Source organism: Oceanobacillus sp. FSL K6-0118, assembly GCF_038006665.1.
GTDB classification, from domain to species: domain Bacteria; phylum Bacillota; class Bacilli; order Bacillales; family Amphibacillaceae; genus Oceanobacillus; species Oceanobacillus caeni.
Map to the genome: position 1 here is coordinate 98853 of NZ_JBBOVR010000002.1, position 19215 is coordinate 118067.

15 protein-coding genes are annotated in these 19215 nt (G+C 32.6%); 7 read left to right on the forward strand and 8 right to left on the reverse strand.

All coding sequences use genetic code 11. The annotated features are described in order from the left end of the window. Positions 1 to 151: 151 nt before the first annotated feature. Positions 152 to 1195, forward strand: a complete 1044-nt coding sequence (locus tag MHI02_RS17105) for an LCP family protein (protein WP_257456171.1) — start codon at positions 152 to 154, stop codon at positions 1193 to 1195. Positions 1196 to 1244: 49 nt separating this feature from the next. Here MHI02_RS17105 and tagH read toward each other — a convergent pair whose 3' ends face one another. The 8 genes from tagH to MHI02_RS17145 all read right to left on the reverse strand — a co-directional run bounded on the left by tagH (position 1245) and on the right by MHI02_RS17145 (position 14072). Then, the gene (tagH, locus tag MHI02_RS17110; RefSeq protein ID WP_047185828.1) at positions 1245 to 2051 is read right to left on the reverse strand and encodes a teichoic acids export ABC transporter ATP-binding subunit TagH; all 807 of its coding nucleotides are present in this window, start codon (positions 2049 to 2051) and stop codon (positions 1245 to 1247) included. A gap of 15 nt (positions 2052 to 2066) precedes the next feature. Then, the gene (locus tag MHI02_RS17115) at positions 2067 to 2891 is read right to left on the reverse strand and encodes an ABC transporter permease (RefSeq protein WP_060668302.1); all 825 of its coding nucleotides are present in this window, start codon (positions 2889 to 2891) and stop codon (positions 2067 to 2069) included. 163 nt (positions 2892 to 3054) lie between these two features. Then, positions 3055 to 4965 (reverse strand): CDP-glycerol glycerophosphotransferase family protein, encoded by a 1911-nt coding sequence (locus MHI02_RS17120; protein ID WP_341166155.1) that lies wholly within the window; start codon positions 4963 to 4965, stop codon positions 3055 to 3057. Positions 4966 to 4980: 15 nt separating this feature from the next. After that, entirely contained in the window at positions 4981 to 6120 is a 1140-nt protein-coding gene (locus MHI02_RS17125) for a CDP-glycerol glycerophosphotransferase family protein (RefSeq protein ID WP_257456177.1), read from the reverse strand. Next, complete coding sequence (locus MHI02_RS17130) at positions 6121 to 7146, reverse strand: ribitol-5-phosphate dehydrogenase (protein WP_257456178.1); 1026 nt, start codon at positions 7144 to 7146, stop codon at positions 6121 to 6123. It abuts the gene before it with no gap. Continuing rightward, on the reverse strand, positions 7143 to 7856 hold the full coding sequence (locus tag MHI02_RS17135) for an IspD/TarI family cytidylyltransferase (RefSeq protein ID WP_060668297.1): 714 nt from the start codon (positions 7854 to 7856) through the stop codon (positions 7143 to 7145). Before MHI02_RS17135 ends, MHI02_RS17130 begins: the two co-directional genes overlap by 4 nt. A 317-nt stretch (positions 7857 to 8173) precedes the next feature. Then, positions 8174 to 9970, reverse strand: a complete 1797-nt coding sequence (locus MHI02_RS17140) for a glycosyltransferase family 2 protein (protein ID WP_257456180.1) — start codon at positions 9968 to 9970, stop codon at positions 8174 to 8176. A gap of 136 nt (positions 9971 to 10106) precedes the next feature. Next, a complete protein-coding gene (locus MHI02_RS17145) occupies positions 10107 to 14072 on the reverse strand; it encodes an N-acetylglucosaminidase (RefSeq protein WP_341166156.1) in 3966 nt (1321 codons plus the stop codon). Positions 14073 to 14634: 562 nt separating this feature from the next. Between MHI02_RS17145 and tagD the strand changes: the two genes are divergently transcribed. From tagD to MHI02_RS17175, 6 genes are all read left to right on the forward strand, one after another. Then, complete coding sequence (tagD, locus tag MHI02_RS17150; protein WP_060669373.1) at positions 14635 to 15021, forward strand: glycerol-3-phosphate cytidylyltransferase; 387 nt, start codon at positions 14635 to 14637, stop codon at positions 15019 to 15021. A 3-nt stretch (positions 15022 to 15024) separates the two neighbouring features. Beyond that, entirely contained in the window at positions 15025 to 16215 is a 1191-nt protein-coding gene (locus MHI02_RS17155; protein ID WP_257456183.1) for a CDP-glycerol glycerophosphotransferase family protein, read from the forward strand. A 431-nt stretch (positions 16216 to 16646) separates the two neighbouring features. Then, a complete protein-coding gene (locus tag MHI02_RS17160; protein WP_341166157.1) occupies positions 16647 to 17597 on the forward strand; it encodes a ribonuclease H family protein in 951 nt (316 codons plus the stop codon). After that, complete coding sequence (locus MHI02_RS17165) at positions 17590 to 17823, forward strand: hypothetical protein (protein ID WP_216883565.1); 234 nt, start codon at positions 17590 to 17592, stop codon at positions 17821 to 17823. The genes MHI02_RS17160 and MHI02_RS17165 overlap by 8 nt, the downstream gene beginning before the upstream one ends. Next, complete coding sequence (locus MHI02_RS17170) at positions 17769 to 18653, forward strand: RNase LS family HEPN domain-containing protein (protein ID WP_216883564.1); 885 nt, start codon at positions 17769 to 17771, stop codon at positions 18651 to 18653. Before MHI02_RS17165 ends, MHI02_RS17170 begins: the two co-directional genes overlap by 55 nt. A 15-nt stretch (positions 18654 to 18668) precedes the next feature. Then, positions 18669 to 19055 (forward strand): type II toxin-antitoxin system RnlB family antitoxin, encoded by a 387-nt coding sequence (locus tag MHI02_RS17175; protein WP_257456187.1) that lies wholly within the window; start codon positions 18669 to 18671, stop codon positions 19053 to 19055. The last annotated feature ends 160 nt before the right edge of the window (positions 19056 to 19215 follow it).

Here is a 19215-nt window from a genome sequence, read left to right on the forward strand (position 1 = left end):
TTCAGAATTTGTTCCAATCTTTTATCAAATCTTCCATGATTCGACAAAGTTTACACAATTAATCATTTACGAAAAAATAGATTCATAGTAAAATAAAGTTTAGGTTTTTTATCTTTTATCCTATTAAATTTTTTAAAGGGGATTAAAATTAATGTCTAAACGACAATTAAACGAACCAACACGGATCGTAAGGCGTAAGAAAAAACGCAGAATTCGTAAACGTATATATATATTATTACCAATTGTCATTGTATTTTTAGGTATATTTTTATACGCATCTTATTTATATATAAAAGCGGATTCCATATTCTCCAGTGCATATGAAGATGATGGAAGAGAAAAATCAGATTTAAGAGAAATTCCGGTCGATCCAACGAAGGACAATGTTTCGGTCCTTATCATGGGTATCGATTCCAGTGAAAAACGTGGGGAATCTAAGAATTCTAGAACAGACACGTTAATGGTCGCTACCTTGAACAAAAAAGAAAATAGCATTAAACTTTTAAGTATACCACGTGATTCTCTAGTTTACATTCCAGAAGTGGGATATGAAACAAAAATCAACCATGCGCATGCTTTTGGCGGTACAAGAGGGACCATTAATACGGTCGAGAACCTTTTAGATATTCCGATTGACTACTACGTAAAAGTAAACTTCGATGCGTTTATTGATGTCGTAGATGCAGTTGGCGGAATTACAGTAGATGTTCCTTATGAGTTAAAAGAACAAAACTCTAAAGACAAAGCAGGTGCGATTCACCTATTACCAGGTAAACAACACTTAGATGGTGAGGAAGCTCTTGCATTAGCTCGTACTCGTAAAAAAGATAATGATATCATGCGCGGTGAGCGTCAACAAGAAATTATGAAAGCAATTATCGCTAAAGGTGCCTCTGTACACGGTATCATGAATATCGATGATGTCATCGAAGCTGTAGGAGGCAACCTAACAACGAATATGAAGTTCGGTGAAATGAAGAGTTTCATCACCTATGGTACTTCAGGCAAGTCACTAGATATCGAAACATTAACTCTAGATGGTACTGATTATCAACCTGGTAGTACGTATTACTATAAATTAGACGAGCTAGCTCTCGGTGAGACAAAACATACATTACAAGCACATCTAGATATAATTGACGATCCAACGATATCACCGCCAACACAAACTACAAGTGGTGAAACAACTTACTAATGAAAAAAGGAAACTTGTCTTATACGACAAGTTTCCTTTTTAGTATGTCTTAGTTTTTTTGAAAAAGTATTTCTTTCTGACGCTCTATCCCTTTTTCACGATACTCTTTTCTCTCTTGATTACTCATTTTCTTCCATTGTTTTAAAAATTCCTCATATTTCGGGATAACTTCCTCTACTGTCCCAAAATCTTTCACCATTCCATATTCAAGCCATAATATCTTTTCACAGAACTCCTTCATTTGTCCGAGCGAATGACTAACAAAAATCATTGTCTTTCCTTTTTGCTTAAATTCCTTCATCTTATTTAAGCTCTTCTCCGCAAAGGCTTTATCCCCTACTGATAGTGCTTCATCGATGATTAAAATATCGGGATCAACATTAACTGAAATTGCAAAACCTAAACGAGACTTCATCCCACTTGAATAAGATTTAACCGGCTGGTCGATAAACTTCTCTAATTCCGCAAATTCAATGATTTCGGGTTCTAATTCTTTAATTTGTTTTTTATTAAAACCAAGCATGAGAAGCTTCAGTTCGATATTATCTCTACCAGACAAATCATTTTTGAGCCCGGCCGAAACAGCAATTAATGCCGATTGTCCATTCACCTGCACACTACCTGATGTTTCAGGAACAATCCCCGCAATAATATTAGATAAAGTAGACTTACCAGATCCATTTGTCCCAATGAAACCAATAATATCCCCTTTTTCCGCTTCAAAATTCACATTGGCGAGCGCATAGAAGTCATCACCATAACTCTTAGGTGTAATCAAGTCTAATAGACGCTCTTTCGTTCCATGATATAATTTATATTTTTTTGTTACATTACTTACAATGATTGCTTTTTCCATAACATTCACAAGCCTTTACAAGTAATCGATAAAATGTCTTCTAAATTTAACGTGTAATGTTGAACCAAATAGGAATAGAACAAGGACAATAGCCCAGAAATAGAGTGTGTACTCCCAATGTGTAATTAAATACCATTCCGTTCCAAATAGGGATGCACGATAACCCTCGATTAAATAATAGAGTGGGTTTAATTTCAAGATGGTCATTATTATCGGTGGATATTGTTCCAATAATGACATGGGCCAAAGAACACCGGATAAATATAACAACATTCTAAGTACTGCATTCAGTAACATGTGTACATCCCTAATTATAGTAGATAACGTAGATGTAATAAGAGAAATTGAAAAAGTTAAACATAGTGCAGCAAATAGATAATAAATTAATTGTATATAATACACATTTACAAAAAAACCAGAAAATTGAAGGATCACGATCGTTATACCTAACAAGAATAAATGAACATAAAATTGAGAGAATATAGCAAAACTAGGTATGATACTCATTGGAAAGTTCATTTTTGATAGCATTTGAAGTCTCGTATAGATTGACTTTGATCCTTGAATCGTTGCTTGGTAAAAGAAGATCCATAAGAAAAATGCTGCAAATAACCAACTGAAAAATGGAATTTCTTGTCCTCCCATTTCTATTGGTGCTCTTTGTCTTAGTGTTCCAAATACAAACCAATATATTAAGATTTGAATAGCCGGATTTAAGACTTCCCAAGCAGTTCCTAAATAATTATTCCTATTTTGGCTTTTAAGTTCATACATTGAAAGTCTTCGAATAAGATAGAAGTGGTTTATTTGTTCCTTTAATACCTTAATGGCAGATTTCATCCATATTTCCTTCCTGTCTTAGCTACTAAGTATAATCTAGTGTAACTCTTAAAGTCCTCATATTATAATAAACCATTTATATTATATCAGCAATTTATTATTATTTTTATATTGTACTTTATTATTATAGTTACATTTATTAAAAATAAACGGAATCTGCTTCTTACTCATCCTCTTCCAAAAATGACTGCTTAAATAACTCAATTCTTGAAGCTGGTGGAACAAGTGTAGTTTTATCTTTTAATTTCTCTTCTTCCCCGTTATCTTCCAAACTAGGTATAATTAACTGATCAACCACATTTTTGGATGCTCTACCAAGCGTATCGTCGAAAAAGTATTTTACAAATGGTCTTATCTTTTCTTGCTGGAAGTTTCCTTTTTTAATCGCTTCTGTGATTCCATCAGTTGATTTCACCAATGGTCCTGGAATAAAATCAAAATAATTATAGTAGAAATCACGATCTTCAATATATTGTTCTACATCAAAAGCAAAAAATAACATAGGTTTACCTAACAAAGCAAATTCAAAACATACCGACGAATAATCCGTAATAAGTAAATCCGTAATAAGTAATAAATCATTAACCTCACGATAACTACTGAAATCATAAAAGAAATCAGCATATTCATATGGTATCGTTAATTTATTCTTTACAAATGGATGTATTTTAAAGAGAAATACATATTCTTCATGTAGTTCTTCATATAGTTTTTTAAGGTCCAAAATTTCAAAAGGATAATATGCTGATGCTTGGCCATTCCCACGAAAAGTAGGTGCAAATAAAATAACCTTTTTATCCTTTAAATAAGGATATCTATCGTATAACGTTTCTCGAACATATGACTTATATTCCTCATCAAAGAATATATCAGCTCTTGGAACACCAGTAGCATACACTTTATCTACAGAAATGCCAAATCCTTCTGCATAATTTTCTCGTATACCTTCACTACTAACAACTGCCTTTGTATAGTTCCGATGGTTTCTAGAACGTGGAGAAGGCCCCCCCGGACGACCAATACGACTATATCCAAAGGTTTTAAACGCACCAGCTGCATGCCAAATTTGAATCAAATCCGCATTCTTTCTAATAGTTAAAGGATATATCAAAGGATAAAAGTCATCTAAGAGAATGATTTTAGATGTTGCAAACTCATACGCAATTTTTATGTGATCTATCAAGGACTTTTTATTATTAATCCTTTCATTAAATAGGAATCGAATATCTAAATCCAAATCCCTGTTATATAATTCTTCGTATACAAAGTAGAAGTTACCATTCAATTGTGATCGGCTATCTGAAGCAAACACCACTTTGTTTTTCTTTATAGGGAGAATTAAACTAAATAGCATATAAAAAGCTTTTAAAACCCGCCTCTTGATTGCTTTAGCGTTTTTCCCCTCTTTTCTTTCAGCTTCTTCCATTTCCCGAGGGTCATACGATTGAAGTAAAACGTTTTTAAGTCTAATTGTTTTACTGTAATTATTGAAGGAAATAAGTAGATTATATTTTAGTACTCTTTTAGCGGTGAAGCTTTCTAATTTAGTATTAAGAATATTACCTTCCATAAATCTTTTTACATTTGTAATAGGAAATGATTTTTCATATTTAACATTGTCTATATCCTCAAATAATTGTTCTAAGTTAATATAGACATCATATTCCCCTGCTAATAGTGGTTTTCCTTTAGTAATGGATGATAAATCAATTATTCCTTTAAACCCGTACAGTAATTCCGAATTTTCTTCGAAAACCTCATCATCCAAATGTTTTAATTCCGACATTCGGCAATTTTCCAATGCAACTTCGATAATATTTTCCCTAATTATCTCTTCATCTGATGCTTCAGAATACTCTTCATTCTTTTCTCTATATTGCTCCACGTTCATTCGAGGTACGATTAGTAATGTTTTTCTAATCCTGTCTTCAGCAAATGTCTTAATACCTTGGAAAGTTGCATATCCCTCGATTTCAAGGTATGGCCCATGAACAGATAGGTTAGTTATGTCATTTTCAATCTTTAAATTATCTTTTACTTCAATATCTTTTTTATCTATTGGTGATATAAACATGCATACCGCCTCTTCCTATTTCCGAATAAAGTGAGTTACAATTCTTTCGGAAACATTGTCTGTGTAGTCAAAATTATAATGAATCATTCTTGATGAATCAAAATGCTCATGTTTTTTTCTTCGATTCATCCATTCTATCAATTGGGTAGTATTGTACAATTGTTCTCCATCTGAAATCACAGAAATATCCTGATAAAATCCACGATTGTGCACATAATCATTTATATCGGGTATAAAGTGAGCCAAGGGCCTTTTTAATAATGCAAACTCAAAAATAGATGAGGAATAATCAGTAACAAAAGCGTCCGATATGAGCATCCATTCATTAATCGGGTAGTTAGGTGTAACAAGGACATTGGGGCATTCCTCCAGCTTATTAAGTTCCGCCTTGTCCATGTATGGATGTGGTTTGAAAATAATATGTAAATTTTCATTTATTGCATCCGATATATTTATTATCGCTTTCGTTAATTCTTCATCGGATTCATGTTGATCTCCCTTAGCCCTGTATGTAGGTGCAATTAATATATTCACTTTATCTTTAAGAAATGGATAATCATCATAGATGTTTTTTTTAATCTTATCTTTTTCCTTTTCATCCTTGAAAAGATCTGTTCTTGGAATTCCTAAAGGAAATATGTTCATTGGTGACATCTGAAATGCATCGGCATAGTATTGTATTACTTTTTTAGAAGATACATATACATGGGTGTAGTTCGAATGTATAGGAACTACCTCCAAATAAGATGTCTTGGGGCCAAATTTGGTTCCTACTGTACTATATCCAAACTTTTTAAAAGCTCCCGCAGCATGCCATAATTGAATAACCTTTAAGTTCTTTTTCGGATGAATGAGATAAACAGGTAGATAATAATCATCTAAAATTAAATAGTGAGCATTTGACAACATGATTATCTCTTTAAATAGGCCAAGATTCATCTTGTTCTTGCCTACAACAAGATGAATCTCAGCTTCAGGCATTTGTTTATTTAGTTCATCGTATATATACTTTAAATTACCTTCTAATTCATTTGATCGATATAAAGCGATAATAACTTTATTATTATCATGCTTTCTGACCAATGAAAAGAATTGATAAATACCCCTAAGTATAAGTCTATATACTTTGATGTACATCTTTTTAAGATGATTCATCTAAATCATCCACCTCATGATGGTCTTACCCCAAGAATTAGACAAATCACTCTCAAATGCGTCTGTTGCCTCAGATAATTTCCTTACGTCATGCACTTCTCCTATTAATGTACTTAAATAATTAATAACATCAGGATATTCCTTATATATATTAACTGTCTGTTGAAAATCATGAGCACCACTTCGGCTACTTCCAAGTAATGTTAATCCTTTTTCCAGAACCATTCTTGTATTTACTTCAATTGGGTACTCACTAACCCCTAGCAAACAGATTGTGCCTTCTGGATTGATATGGTCTATAATTTGCTCAACTGCATATTGACTCCCTTTCCCTCCAGCACATTCGATTGCATGGTCTATTTTCAAATCCTCTGGTATTTCATCGATTTTAATAGCCTCATCAACAAAAGAAAAATGATTTAATTTGTAACCTGTTTTTCCAAAAATGTATACCTTACTACCTGGGTATAGTTTTTTCAATAATAAGCATGCAATATAGCCTAAGTTTCCATCTCCCCAAACACCAATTGTTTCCCTTCTCAAGTGAGCTTTCTTTTCAAACCTAGACAAACAATGTGTCGCAATCGTCACCAATTCTGTAAATGCTGCCACTTCTAAGTTCATATCCTCTGGAAGCTCCACAATTCGATCATGTTTCAAAAAAACATAGTCTTGCATAAACCCATCATAACCACTAGATCTAAATTTACTTGAAGGCAAATAGTTTTCTCCTATAAAAGGATCCGTTTGAGTTGGAGCATTTGGCACCATGACAACTTTTGTACCCACCTTAAGTTCTCCGGTTGGATCGAATACAACTTCACCAACTGCTTCGTGTATTAAAGCCATTGGTAATTTTTGCTTCATAGCTTCTTTTCCACGTGTTCCCGTATAATAACGTTGATCGGCAGCACATATGGAAAGGTATGATGGTCGAATAACGACGTCATCTGAGATAATAGATTTGTCATTGTAACTGATTTCAAATTGCCTTGGAGAAACTAGTCGATAAACTTGATTTATCATTGATCTAAACTCCCTTTAATAATTCCATTAGCTACTTTCAAATCATATGGAGTCGTTACTTTAATATTGAATATTTCACCTTCTACTAACTTAACTTCTTCACCTTTAATAGAGAAGATTTTACAAGCATCTGTTAAGATTTCCTTTTCATGTTCAGCTAATTGATTATACAGCTCTTGTAGTTTTAAAATATTAAACGTCTGTGGTGTCTGACCTTGATACATAAAATCTCTTCTTGGAATATGTGAGATAAAGTTTCCATCTTCAGATTCTACAATCGTATCAATAGCACTAATCACGGTATCCACGGCTTTATACTTTAACCCTTGATCGATATTATCTTGAATAATTCTATGAGTTAAGAAAGGACGAACTGCATCGTGGGTTACCACAATATCCTCTTCATTTAAGCCATTTGCCTCTTCAATAAAAGAGCAAATATTCATGATCGTACCGTTACGATCACTACCACCTTCAATAACTTCAACTTTTGGTAAATCTATGTTGTACTTTTTTAAGATATCATTCGTATGATTTACCCATTCTTTTGGTGTAGCAATGATTATTTTTTCAAAATTGTTGTTTAGAATAAATTTCTCTACCGTATGAACAATGATAGGTTTTTCATTTAAAAGAAGGAATTGTTTTGGCATTGGGACATTTCCCATTCGTGTACCTTTTCCACCTGCTAGAATTCCTGCGTATATCATAATTACACCCCTATTTAATCAAATTTTACCTTATTATATCATTATTTATACTATTTTAAGTGTTGTTCACCTTTTATCCGATATATGTCATTTTGTGTCTTTTACTAACACAAATATATAATAAAGGAAACTAACCTAATTAACAACTTTTCTTAATAATTCGTATGTGTCAAGTTTTCAACACAGTTTTAACAAATCCTAGTTAAACGATAAAATAGCCCACACCTAAATACTAGAGGTGGGCTATACTTATTATAAAAAATAGTAGAACAAATTATGTTCTTGGTCTATACAACTAATGTAAGTATATTTTTTTATTAAATCTCTAAATTAAATCTATGTGATTTTCTTCCAATACTTACATCAATTGTGCAATTACCACTTAGCATATTTTTATTGTCAATAACAAGACAAGCCTTACCATTTTCTGTTACTAATTTTACTTTTGTTTCAATAAAGTTGTCAGTTCTTTCATTGTAAATAGAACCTAAATAATCGTTACTAGTATTTCCATATACATGATCTGTAATAATTGGAACTGTGATTCTATTAGCTACGACTTCTTTGTTTTTTGTATCTAATTTAGCAACACTTAAAAAGTCTTTAATTGTTGAATTTAAATCGATAGATAGTAATTCTGATTTATTTTTATAAATTACATACGTGTTACCATTTATGATTGCAGACTTACTAAAGTTATCTTTGCAAGCAATTGCTCTTTGGGAAAAATAATCATAGTACGAAAAACGAGTAGCTACGTCAAATGGTTGATGCTTATCTTCGTCGTCTTGAATATATTTATCTAGTTTCAAGGCGAATTTAAGATTACCGGTAACATTATATTTAAAAAGTGTTTTATCATATTCAAAATCACTTTTTATTATATCTTTAATATCCCACGTTGTCCTTGTAAATCTTCCCTTTAATGCAGGTGCGTATAAATTATCATAACTATCAATTTTGTTGTAAATGTTTAATTCCTTCGGCACTGCTTCTTTTACATCTTTTGGTAAATTTAATTTAGGTTTTTCTGGGCTTCCTTTTATATTTACTTTTTTTACTTCATTGTATGTTATGGCAGCTTTAGACTCTATAATTATTGCATCTTTTTCAAATTCTAAATTAGTAATATAACTTCTAGCAGTAACATCCTCTTTACTTTTTGAATATGAAAATGCTAAGTCTTGTCTATTTTGCTCAAGTATATAATCTAAAATTTTACTCCTGGTATCTAAATTTTTAACCACTTCAGTTGTTACATATTTTTCTCGCCATTCTCTTGCCTTAGAGAATTCAATGTCTTGTGTTTTTTCTTCCTTCTTATGAAAGTTCTTACGGATTGCACCTAAAACCCTAGAATTATACCAATGTGTTATCATCGTTATTTTATCTTCGTGATTTAAATTGTCGGTGAAAAACTTCGCTAAATTGTTGAGTTGACTCCACTTATAATCTAAATCTTTTCCGAATCCTGCAGATCTATTTTGTTCCCTCCAGTGGTATATTGGATAGTCGGCTAAAATACCAATTTTAGGTTTTTTACTAAATACCAAACACGAGAACATAACATCTTCCCACCATACTTTTTCTCCCTCAGAGAAAAATAGATTGTTTTGTATTAAAAAGTCTTTTTTATAGAGCTTTGGGACAGTCATAGGCCCCATTGAGTTAATACCATTCTTTTCGGCATTAACGATATTTTCTTTATACTCATTCCATCCCCAAGACCAACCTTTTGTTCTTATAACTTTAGGATTAACGACATCTAAATCATATTGTTCTGCAAAGTTATACATTCTTTCCAAAGATTGAGGGAAGATAGTGTCATCATCATCACAAAAAAATACGTATTTACCGTTAGCAACTTTAATGCCTTTATTTCGTGGTCGACTAGACCAACCAGATGGAGAAATTCTATAAGCATAATAATTATCATGCTTTTCTATTTTGTCTTTTAAATTTCTATAACTTTGGAACTCACTAGACCCATCATCAACGAATATAACCTCAAAATATTCTTCGCACATAGTCTGTTCATTAAAAGAATTTATTAACCTATCTAAATTCTCTTCAGTGTTGTTAAATGTAGGAACTATAACACTAACCTTCTTCACTTTTTTACCCCACTTTAGCTTTTTATCCTATTATATATTATATACAATCTATATCACAAATGAATGCAAGTTTGGGAATCAAATTATACCAAGTCAATAACAAACACCTAGCTATAATTAACTAGGTGTTTTTATCTTATTTATAAACAGGTATATCAAATTTCAAATCATAATCTACTAAATTATAAAATTGAGTATAATAGCGCACTTGTTTAGTTGCCCATCCAATATCTGTTGCATATTGGTGGGAGGCCATATTATTTTTATCCATTGATAATGGATTCCAACGCATTGCATATAAGGTGTTTTGACCCGCATTAATATACTTTAGTCCAGCGAATTTGGCACCCCCAATTATCGCATCATCAATAGTAAACCATCCTTCTTCGTACGCCTTTTTAGCACCACAATCTTTTGCACAACCATCATTAGCGCCAATACCAAAAAGATTATAAACAGTCTTACCTTTATATTTGACGCCTTTTGCTAATTCAGATTTTCCATTTCCTGTTTCAAGTAAAGCGTGGGAAATTAGATAAATTTCATTTATACCAGCATTTTTGGCTGCCCTCCAAAATACTTCTTCTTTATTATCTAAAACTCCCTTACCATCTAATAACTTACCTAATTGATTCACAGGTACACCTGTGAAGTATCTAAGATCTAAAAATTGATATTTCTGTTGCTTATCATTGATGAAGTTCGTTGGATCAAGATATTTCAAGGTATCTTGAGCAGTAGCATTTCTCCATGTATTATAACTTATTTTATGCCAGTTTGCTCCTTCTTCCAGGATAGTAAGTGTGGTACCTTCTTTTACTGTACCATATATATGACTGTTTGTACCTTTGTCCGAACGAATATTAACATTAGCTGTAGTTATACCAACTTTAGAATTAATTTTCGCTAAACTGCTGTGAACATAAAATTGTTTACCATTGTATTCAATTTTATACCAGTTCGTACTACCTGAAACAGAGTCACCCTTAACATTATTATCTAGCAAAACAAATCCTGTACCATTATTTACACTAGTTGCTTTATTATTACTTAATAGTCTTGGCGAAGTACGTAAATTAACACCATTACCTGTAATAACTCCTCCTTTAATCAACTTGACATAGGAACTACTAATATAGGCCGGCTCATTGGAATATTTATCTGTCTGAGGATTAGCTCTCATTTGTATTTGCAAAGCTTCATTCAAGGTTAGATTATACTTGGTTGTTTTAGCATCGTTCACATATTTGTTATTTATCCATACTGTCTTGCCATTTAATGTTCCTCGATACCAATTATCATTTCCTACATTCTCCGTTAAATGAACTTTGAAGGCTTTATCCTTATAGCGTGATAAATCCTTAAACGTTATATCTTTTTTTCCACCCCAAGCTTTACTATATGCACTTCCAGATCCGTTAATATAGAAAGTTTTATTTTTCTTATCAACCACTGTGTGGGAGGCTGTCGATAAATCTCCTGATTTCACCCAACCCACTACGCCACTTGTACTACTTGGGTTTTTACTAATTAAATAGTAAATAGTTCCACTTACTTTTGCCTGCTTTTTAATATAGTACACTGCATTTGTGTACGTATTTCCTGCTTTAAAGGCTGAAGAATTGTTTCCGATTTCTTTATAAATTCTTACATTTGCATTCTTTAAATGCCCTAATCTACTAGTCTTACTTTCCTTAATAGTAGTCACATATTTTGGATGTATCCATACTGTTTTTCCATTTAATGTTCCCCGATACCAGTTATCTTTCCCTACTTTTTCTGTCAAATGAACATGGAACAACTGTCCTTTGTATTTCGATAAGTTATAAACGAGGTCTTTACTTCCTCCCCACGCTTTGCCATAAGCACTTCCAGTTCCGTTGATAGTAAATGTTTTACTCTTTTTATCAACTACTGTATGAGAGGCTGTCGATAGGTCGCCTGCTTTTACCCATCCTACTACTCCACTCGTGCTGCTTGGGTTTTTACTAATTAGATAGTAAAGGGTCCCACTTACTTTTGCCTGCTTTTTAATATAATACACTGCATTTGTGTATGTATTTCCTGCCTTAAAGCTTGAAGATGTTTTTCCAAGTTCTTTGTATATCTTTACATTTGCACTCTTTAAATGTCCTAATCTACTAGTCTTACTTTCTTTAATAGTAGTCACATATTTTGGATGTATCCATACTGTTTTTCCATTTAATGTGCCCCGATACCAGTTATCTTTTCCTACTTTTTCTGTCAAATGAACATGGAACAACTGTCCTTTGTATTTCGATAAGTTATAAACGAGGTCTTTACTTCCTCCCCACGCTTTGCCATAAGCACTTCCAGTTCCGTTGATAGTAAATGTTTTACTCTTTTTATCAACTACTGTATGAGAGGCTGTCGATAGGTCGCCTGCTTTTACCCATCCTACTACTCCACTCGTGCTGCTTGGGTTTTTACTAATTAGATAGTAAAGGGTCCCACTTACTTTTGCCTGCTTTTTAATATAATACACTGCATTTGTGTATGTATTTCCTGCCTTAAAGCTTGAAGATGTTTTTCCAAGTTCTTTGTATATCTTTACATTTGCACTCTTTAAATGTCCTAATCTACTAGTCTTACTTTCTTTAATAGTAGTCACATATTTTGGATGTATCCATACTGTTTTTCCATTTAATGTGCCCCGATACCAGTTATCTTTTCCTACTTTTTCTGTCAAATGAACATGGAACAACTGTCCTTTGTATTTCGATAAGTTATAAACGAGGTCTTTACTTCCTCCCCACGCTTTGCCATAAGCACTTCCAGTTCCGTTGATAGTAAATGTTTTACTCTTTTTATCAACTACTGTATGAGAGGCTGTCGATAGGTCGCCTGCTTTTACCCATCCTACTACTCCACTCGTGCTGCTTGGGTTTTTACTAATTAGATAGTAAAGGGTCCCACTTACTTTTGCCTGCTTTTTAATATAATACACTGCATTTGTGTATGTATTTCCTGCCTTAAAGCTTGAAGATGTTTTCCCAGGTTCTTTGTAAATCTTTACATTTGCACTTCGAAGGTGTCCTAATCGACTAGTGTTACTTCCTTCTACAGTGGATTCTACTTTAGTAGACAGATAGTTCGGATGTATCCATACTGTTTTTCCATTTAATGTTCCTCGGTACCAGTTATCTTTTCCTACTTTTTCCGTCAAATGAACATTAAACTTTTGTCCTTTGTATTTCGATAAGTTATAAACGAGGTCTTTACTTCCTCCCCATGCTTTACCATAGGCACTTCCAGTTCCTTTGATAGTAAATGTTTTACTCTTTTTATCAACTACTGTATGAGAGGCTGTCGATAGGTCGCCTGCTTTTACCCATCCTACTACTCCACTCGTGCTGCTTGGGTTTTTACTAATTAAATAATAAAGGGTCCCACTAAATTCAGCCTGCTTTTTGATATAGTACACCGCATTTGTGTACGTACCACCTGCTTTAAAGGCTGTGGATGTATTTCCGAGTTCCTTATAAATCTTTACTTCCGCACTTTTTAAATGACCTAATCTGCTAGTCTTACTTTCTAGTATATTTTTTGAAGAAAATAAATTTATTTGCTTATCTTCTTCAGACTCAGTAGCTTCATCATCTTTTTCAGCCTTCATTTGTTCCTCATTTTCATTATCCTTTTTATCCTTTAATGGTTTCACATTTTCATTATCTTTATTAACCTTTATTTGTTCCCCGTTTTCATTATCTTCCTTTTGGTTGTTCTCGGTTGAATCAATAGTTTGGTCTTGTTTTTCTTGTAATTCCTCCAAGTTATTCTTTGAGCCATTTTCTCCCACTGTTTCTTCACCATCAGAATCCCCAGAAGGAGGTATGTCTGTAATTTCTTTTGTTCCTTCATCGATATTTTCAGGTGCAGATGTGTCTTCTTCTTCCATTTTTCCCTCATCGGATAATTCTTGATTCGTTTTATCTATCTCTTTTTCTATCAACGGCTCATCCATTGATCTACTTGAGCTTCCAACATCCTGATTTAATGGTACTTCATTTGCTAAGATGTGGATAGGTGAAAATAGGCTAAAAGACATTAGAATAACCAGCATAATTGCAGTATTTCTCATTTATATCCTCCAAATCAAATATTATTCTTCTACACTTTACTTTATAAAATAAAAAATCCCTTCTCCCTCCTTCTTTATACCTAAACAAATTATAACAAATTATGACAAAATATGTGGGAAAATATCCCATTTCAACAAAAATAAAAAAGCTTTACGTGTTCCACTAATTTTGGTACTTTGACTGAGTAAAAGTTTAACTAAACAATCTTCCATCTTGTGAATCTCCATATGCTAAAAGGGCGTATACTTTTTGGTAACCACAATTAAGGAGCTTTTTTTAACATCTAATACACATAAACTTATAATCATTTTATAATGAACATCTTTTATAATAACTCACTTTTATTTAAGCACTTTATTCACGTGCCAAAAGTACTAATTTGTGGTTTTTTTACTACTATTAATTTTACTAGAAAAAAATACAAGTTTTTATAAAAAATAGTAAGTAGTATAAATCCATACAAAGATTGTAAAATTAATGTTAAAATAGTTATAAATAATTTTATAAAAAATACGGTATAATGAGATTCCTATGTATCTCATTATGGAGGGTTAAGACCATATGAAAAAAGTAATCACATATGGAACATTTGATTTACTCCATATTGGACATATTAATATCCTTAAGCGCGCTAAGGAGTATGGTGATTATTTAGTTGTCGGACTATCAACAGATGAATTTAATGAAAAGAAAAGAAAAAACGCCTATTATCCCTATGAACAACGCAAAACGATTTTAGAAGCTATCCGCTATGTTGATGAGGTTATTCCTGAAAACTCATGGGACCAAAAAGTGCAGGATATTCAGGATAATGACATCGATATTTTTGTTATGGGCGATGATTGGCAAGGAAAATTTGATTTTTTAAACCAACATTGTGAGGTTATTTATTTACCCAGAACAGTCGGTATATCAACTACGAAGACTAAGTCAGATTTAATGGGGTGAATTATGGTACGTGAATTAAGTATTACGATATATCTCTTTATGTTTCGAGTAATCTTTAACATTTGTAAACTACTCCCCCAACATAAAAAAACCGTTGCCGTCGCATCCTTTGGGGACAATATCATGTACACAGCTCGGGCATTAAAACAACTAGACGACCAAAAGATCATCGTTTTAAAAGATGAAAAATGTAAATATGAATTTGATTCAACTATAGATCAAACGTTTAACTTTAAAGTGAAAAAGCCTTTTGATTTTATTAAATCTATTTATCACCTAGCGACTGCTTCTACTGTTTTAATAGATAATTATCAAGGCTTTTTAGCTGTGACTGAATTTAGACCTGGCGTTCGCTGCATCCAACTTTGGCATGCAGCTGGATCTTTGAAACGATTTGGACTAGAAGATCCGACAAATGAAGCGCGTACGTCTAAGGCAATGGAACGCTTTAAACAGGTTTATTCGCGTTTCCACTATACAATTGTAGGTTCAGAGAAAATGGTAGAAACGTTTCAAAAAAGTTTTGGCTTAAGTGATGAGCGATTTATTCGGACAGGCATCCCCCGCTCTGATATTTTATTTAATGAACAAGTTAAACATGATGTTTATGCGGAACTTATTGAAAAACATCCAATGATAAAGGGGAAAAAAATCATTCTCTATGCACCAACATTTCGTCATGAGCAATTAGAAAACTATCAATTGGAACTAGATTTAAAACAGCTCTATCGTGATTTATCTGATGACTATGTACTTTTTATAAAATTACATCCAGCTGTTTCCAATCTAGTAAACTATGAACAATATGAGGGCTTCGTTTATGATGTTTCATATTTTACAGAAACGAACGCCTTATTGTTAGTCACAGACATTTTAATATCCGATTATTCCTCTATCCCTTTTGAATATGCGTTACTCGAAAAACCAATGATTTTCTTCGCATATGACATGGATGAATACAAGATTACGAATGGACTCATCCGTGATTATGAAGAACAAATGCCTGGGCCAGTCGTGTTCACGACCTTTGAAATCATTCGCACGATTAAAGAAGATGACTTTGATCTTGGACAAGTTCGAGCGTTTTCCGATGAGTGGAATGAATATTCTACCGGCAACGCAAGCATGAATTTGGCTAAATTTATTGCAGGTGTGGAAGAAGAGGAAAAAGAAAGAGAAGAAGTTTCGGTTTAATTTAATGATATGTAATGAGAGCAGCCCGATTACTAACTTTTAGTAGTCGGGCTTTTTGGTTTGTGAGTTGGTGGTGTGGGGATTTGGGTTGAGTGCTGGTTTATTGTTTGGGAGTGCTGATATATCTATCATGATTGCTGATATCAGGCACGTAAGTACTAGTTTATCGATCCTATCTATCTTTTACTCAGAAGAAGATTACTGCCAGTATAGAAGTCAATTTAATACTTTTAAACAGCGGAAATGTGGTAAAATAGTTTTAGGTAATATTGCTTAGAATGAAAGCGTAATAGGAAATTTATATGTAAGGAGGTTTAAAAAGTGGATATCCTAGAACAATTTATTATTAATAAAAGATATGTCTATTAAACAATTATTCTTTTGTATTAAATTGAAAGCCCTCACATCTCTTTGATAGAAGAATGTAAATATTGTTAGTACAAATAGGAGTAGGTGAGTTAATGACTAAGTTTTATGCAGTAAAAAGAGGAAGAAAAGAAGGTGTTTATACTTCTTGGAATGAATGCAAAGAACAAGTAAATGGTTTCCCTAATGCGATATATAAATCATTTCCTACATACAAAGAAGCTGAAAATTTTATCGGTGGTAAGGGAACAAATGGTTCTTTTGAAAAAAAAGAAGAAGATAAAGAAGATAAAATAACAGATATAACTGCTTATATAGACGGTAGCTATGATAATACAAAAAAACTTTTTAGTTATGCAGGGATTGTATTTTTGAAGAATAATGAAAGAATAGAGTTTTCATATGCTGATTCTGATAGTGCTCTTATACATTTAAGAAATGTTGCGGGAGAGATTAAGGCAGCAATGCACGTTATAGATTTGGCTTTAAAAAATAAAGCTAAATCTATTGATATCTATTATGATTATGTAGGAATTGAAAACTGGGCAAATAAAAGTTGGAAGGCAAAAAATCCCTTTACCCAAAAATATGTAGAATACATTCAAACTGTTAAACCAAAAATTGATATCCATTTTAAAAAGGTAAAATCACACTCTGGAAATAAATATAATGATGAAGTTGATTTTTTAGCAAAAAAAGCTATAGACAATTATGAAATAACAAGTGAAACTAAAATATTATTAAATGAAGAGTATGATGATATATTTGGTGGTTTAACGTCAACTAAGAAATCAGTTAATTTGAATTTTATAATCGAAAATGAAATATATGATAGTGATAGAATCTATCGTATTTTCAAGGAAAAATGGAGATCAAAAGGCAGGAAATTGAAAGATATTATTGAATTCAAAACTCTTCTGGATATTGAAGGAAGACAAATTCTTTTTAAGGTCAAAACAGGTAATAATGAAGAGGTTCTTAAGTTCGATATAAAGGGGTTTAAGGAAAATGGCTAAAGGGTTATTTATAAATAGAGATCAATTGGAGAGAGTAATTAATGCTAATTGTACTTTGAAATTAATAGAATTAAAGAAAAAAGAACAAGGATTTTATAGATACCATGTAGAAAAAGAAGATAAAGAATTTTCTATAGATGTATACTATACGAAAAAAAGGGAACTACGGTTTTGGCTACTTGCGAAAATGGCCAGGAACTCGAACAAGCTATTATTAATAGTATAGAATATAAAGAGGTTAAAAATGGATATTTTTCCGTAAAAGTGTCCGAGAACCTTTTCAGGTCCTTAGTTGAATGGTTAAAGCAACTGCCTGGCGTTTCGGTTTCAGAACCAGAAGACAAAGGGAATAATGGTATTATATACAGAATTATAACGGATTATGGCGATTCTGTTACTTTGACATATTTCAAAACAACAAGTAGAATGTTGTATCAAGGTCTTTTGATGAAGTTATATTCTATCATTAAGTCATATTTATTAACAGTACATAGTACAATAACGGAAACAGATATTGGTGAGCAAGCGCTTGAAGATAAAGTTCAGCAACATTTAAAAATGCACTTTCCAAAAGGTTGGGATTCTTTAGAACCTACTATGCAGGGATTTGTTAAAGACTGTTTCACTTTAGCTGAGGTTAATACAAAGCTTAGTGATTATGCTGCATGGGTTATGCCTATCATGAGGGTTTTGGAGTATAGAATCAAGAAAATTTGTTTAGACTATAATATAATGATTGATGATGCTAAAGGTTTCAAATATTACACAAATATCGCAAACCCTAGAGCTACAGCTTGGATTTTTATAATTGACTTCTCCAACGATTATGTTAAAGGGGTCAATCCAAATATTAAAAATATGCCGCAAGAGGCTAAGGACATAATTGTAGAATGTTACGATTTTTTACGCAAAAATCGCCATGAAATGTTCCATGCTACACAAATTTTGTCTGGTATAAAGTTAGTTGAATCTAGAGATATAGCACTACAATTAATCATAACGGCTTGCGAAAAAATAGAGAAATCATTAACATATGATATAAGACAAATAAATTAAAGGGGTGATTGACGTATGAAGAGATATCATATTTTAGATTTGAAGAGTGACTCATGTAAAGTAGTGGTAGCTACTTCGTACGTCAGTCCTCTTTCTCAAGTATACGCTATTGCACTTGAATTAAAATCTATTGGTTATCAAGGTGATGTTATATTCGACCTTGTATTATCGAATGGTTTCTCAAGTAATAGATTTTTAAGGACAGATTTTGATGGTGAACAACTTAATATTAGTAAAATAGAGGTTCTACCTAAATTGAAGAGTAACATACTGGATGAATTATATGTATTCTTTTATGAGCATCCTCAATATGTAAAAGCGAGTAGTTTACCAGAACCTCAGAAATATGTTTTATTAAATAAGGTTTTATATGGAGAAATAACAGGTTCTACTTGTAGCTAAGAAGTCGGATATGATAACGACTTCTTTTTTATTTTACCATTCTAAATATCACCTCCGAGCGAATACTGATTTATCAATGTGATTACCGATATCCCACTCGCCTGTACTGATATATGCTCATTGTTTGCCGATAACCCTCACGCAAGTACTGATATATGCT

Coding starts and splice junctions, on each gene's coding strand:
- MHI02_RS17105 (WP_257456171.1), top strand. CDS start 152: ATGTCTAAACGACAATTAAACGAACCAACACGGATCGTAAGGCGTAAG.
- tagH (WP_047185828.1), bottom strand. CDS start 2,051: ATGGAAAAAGCAATCATTGTAAGTAATGTAACAAAAAAATATAAATTA.
- MHI02_RS17115 (WP_060668302.1), bottom strand. CDS start 2,891: ATGAAATCTGCCATTAAGGTATTAAAGGAACAAATAAACCACTTCTAT.
- MHI02_RS17120 (WP_341166155.1), bottom strand. CDS start 4,965: ATGTTTATATCACCAATAGATAAAAAAGATATTGAAGTAAAAGATAAT.
- MHI02_RS17125 (WP_257456177.1), bottom strand. CDS start 6,120: ATGAATCATCTTAAAAAGATGTACATCAAAGTATATAGACTTATACTT.
- MHI02_RS17130 (WP_257456178.1), bottom strand. CDS start 7,146: ATGATAAATCAAGTTTATCGACTAGTTTCTCCAAGGCAATTTGAAATC.
- MHI02_RS17135 (WP_060668297.1), bottom strand. CDS start 7,856: ATGATATACGCAGGAATTCTAGCAGGTGGAAAAGGTACACGAATGGGA.
- MHI02_RS17145 (WP_341166156.1), bottom strand. CDS start 14,072: ATGAGAAATACTGCAATTATGCTGGTTATTCTAATGTCTTTTAGCCTA.
- tagD (WP_060669373.1), top strand. CDS start 14,635: ATGAAAAAAGTAATCACATATGGAACATTTGATTTACTCCATATTGGA.
- MHI02_RS17155 (WP_257456183.1), top strand. CDS start 15,025: ATGGTACGTGAATTAAGTATTACGATATATCTCTTTATGTTTCGAGTA.
- MHI02_RS17165 (WP_216883565.1), top strand. CDS start 17,590: ATGGCTAAAGGGTTATTTATAAATAGAGATCAATTGGAGAGAGTAATT.
- MHI02_RS17175 (WP_257456187.1), top strand. CDS start 18,669: ATGAAGAGATATCATATTTTAGATTTGAAGAGTGACTCATGTAAAGTA.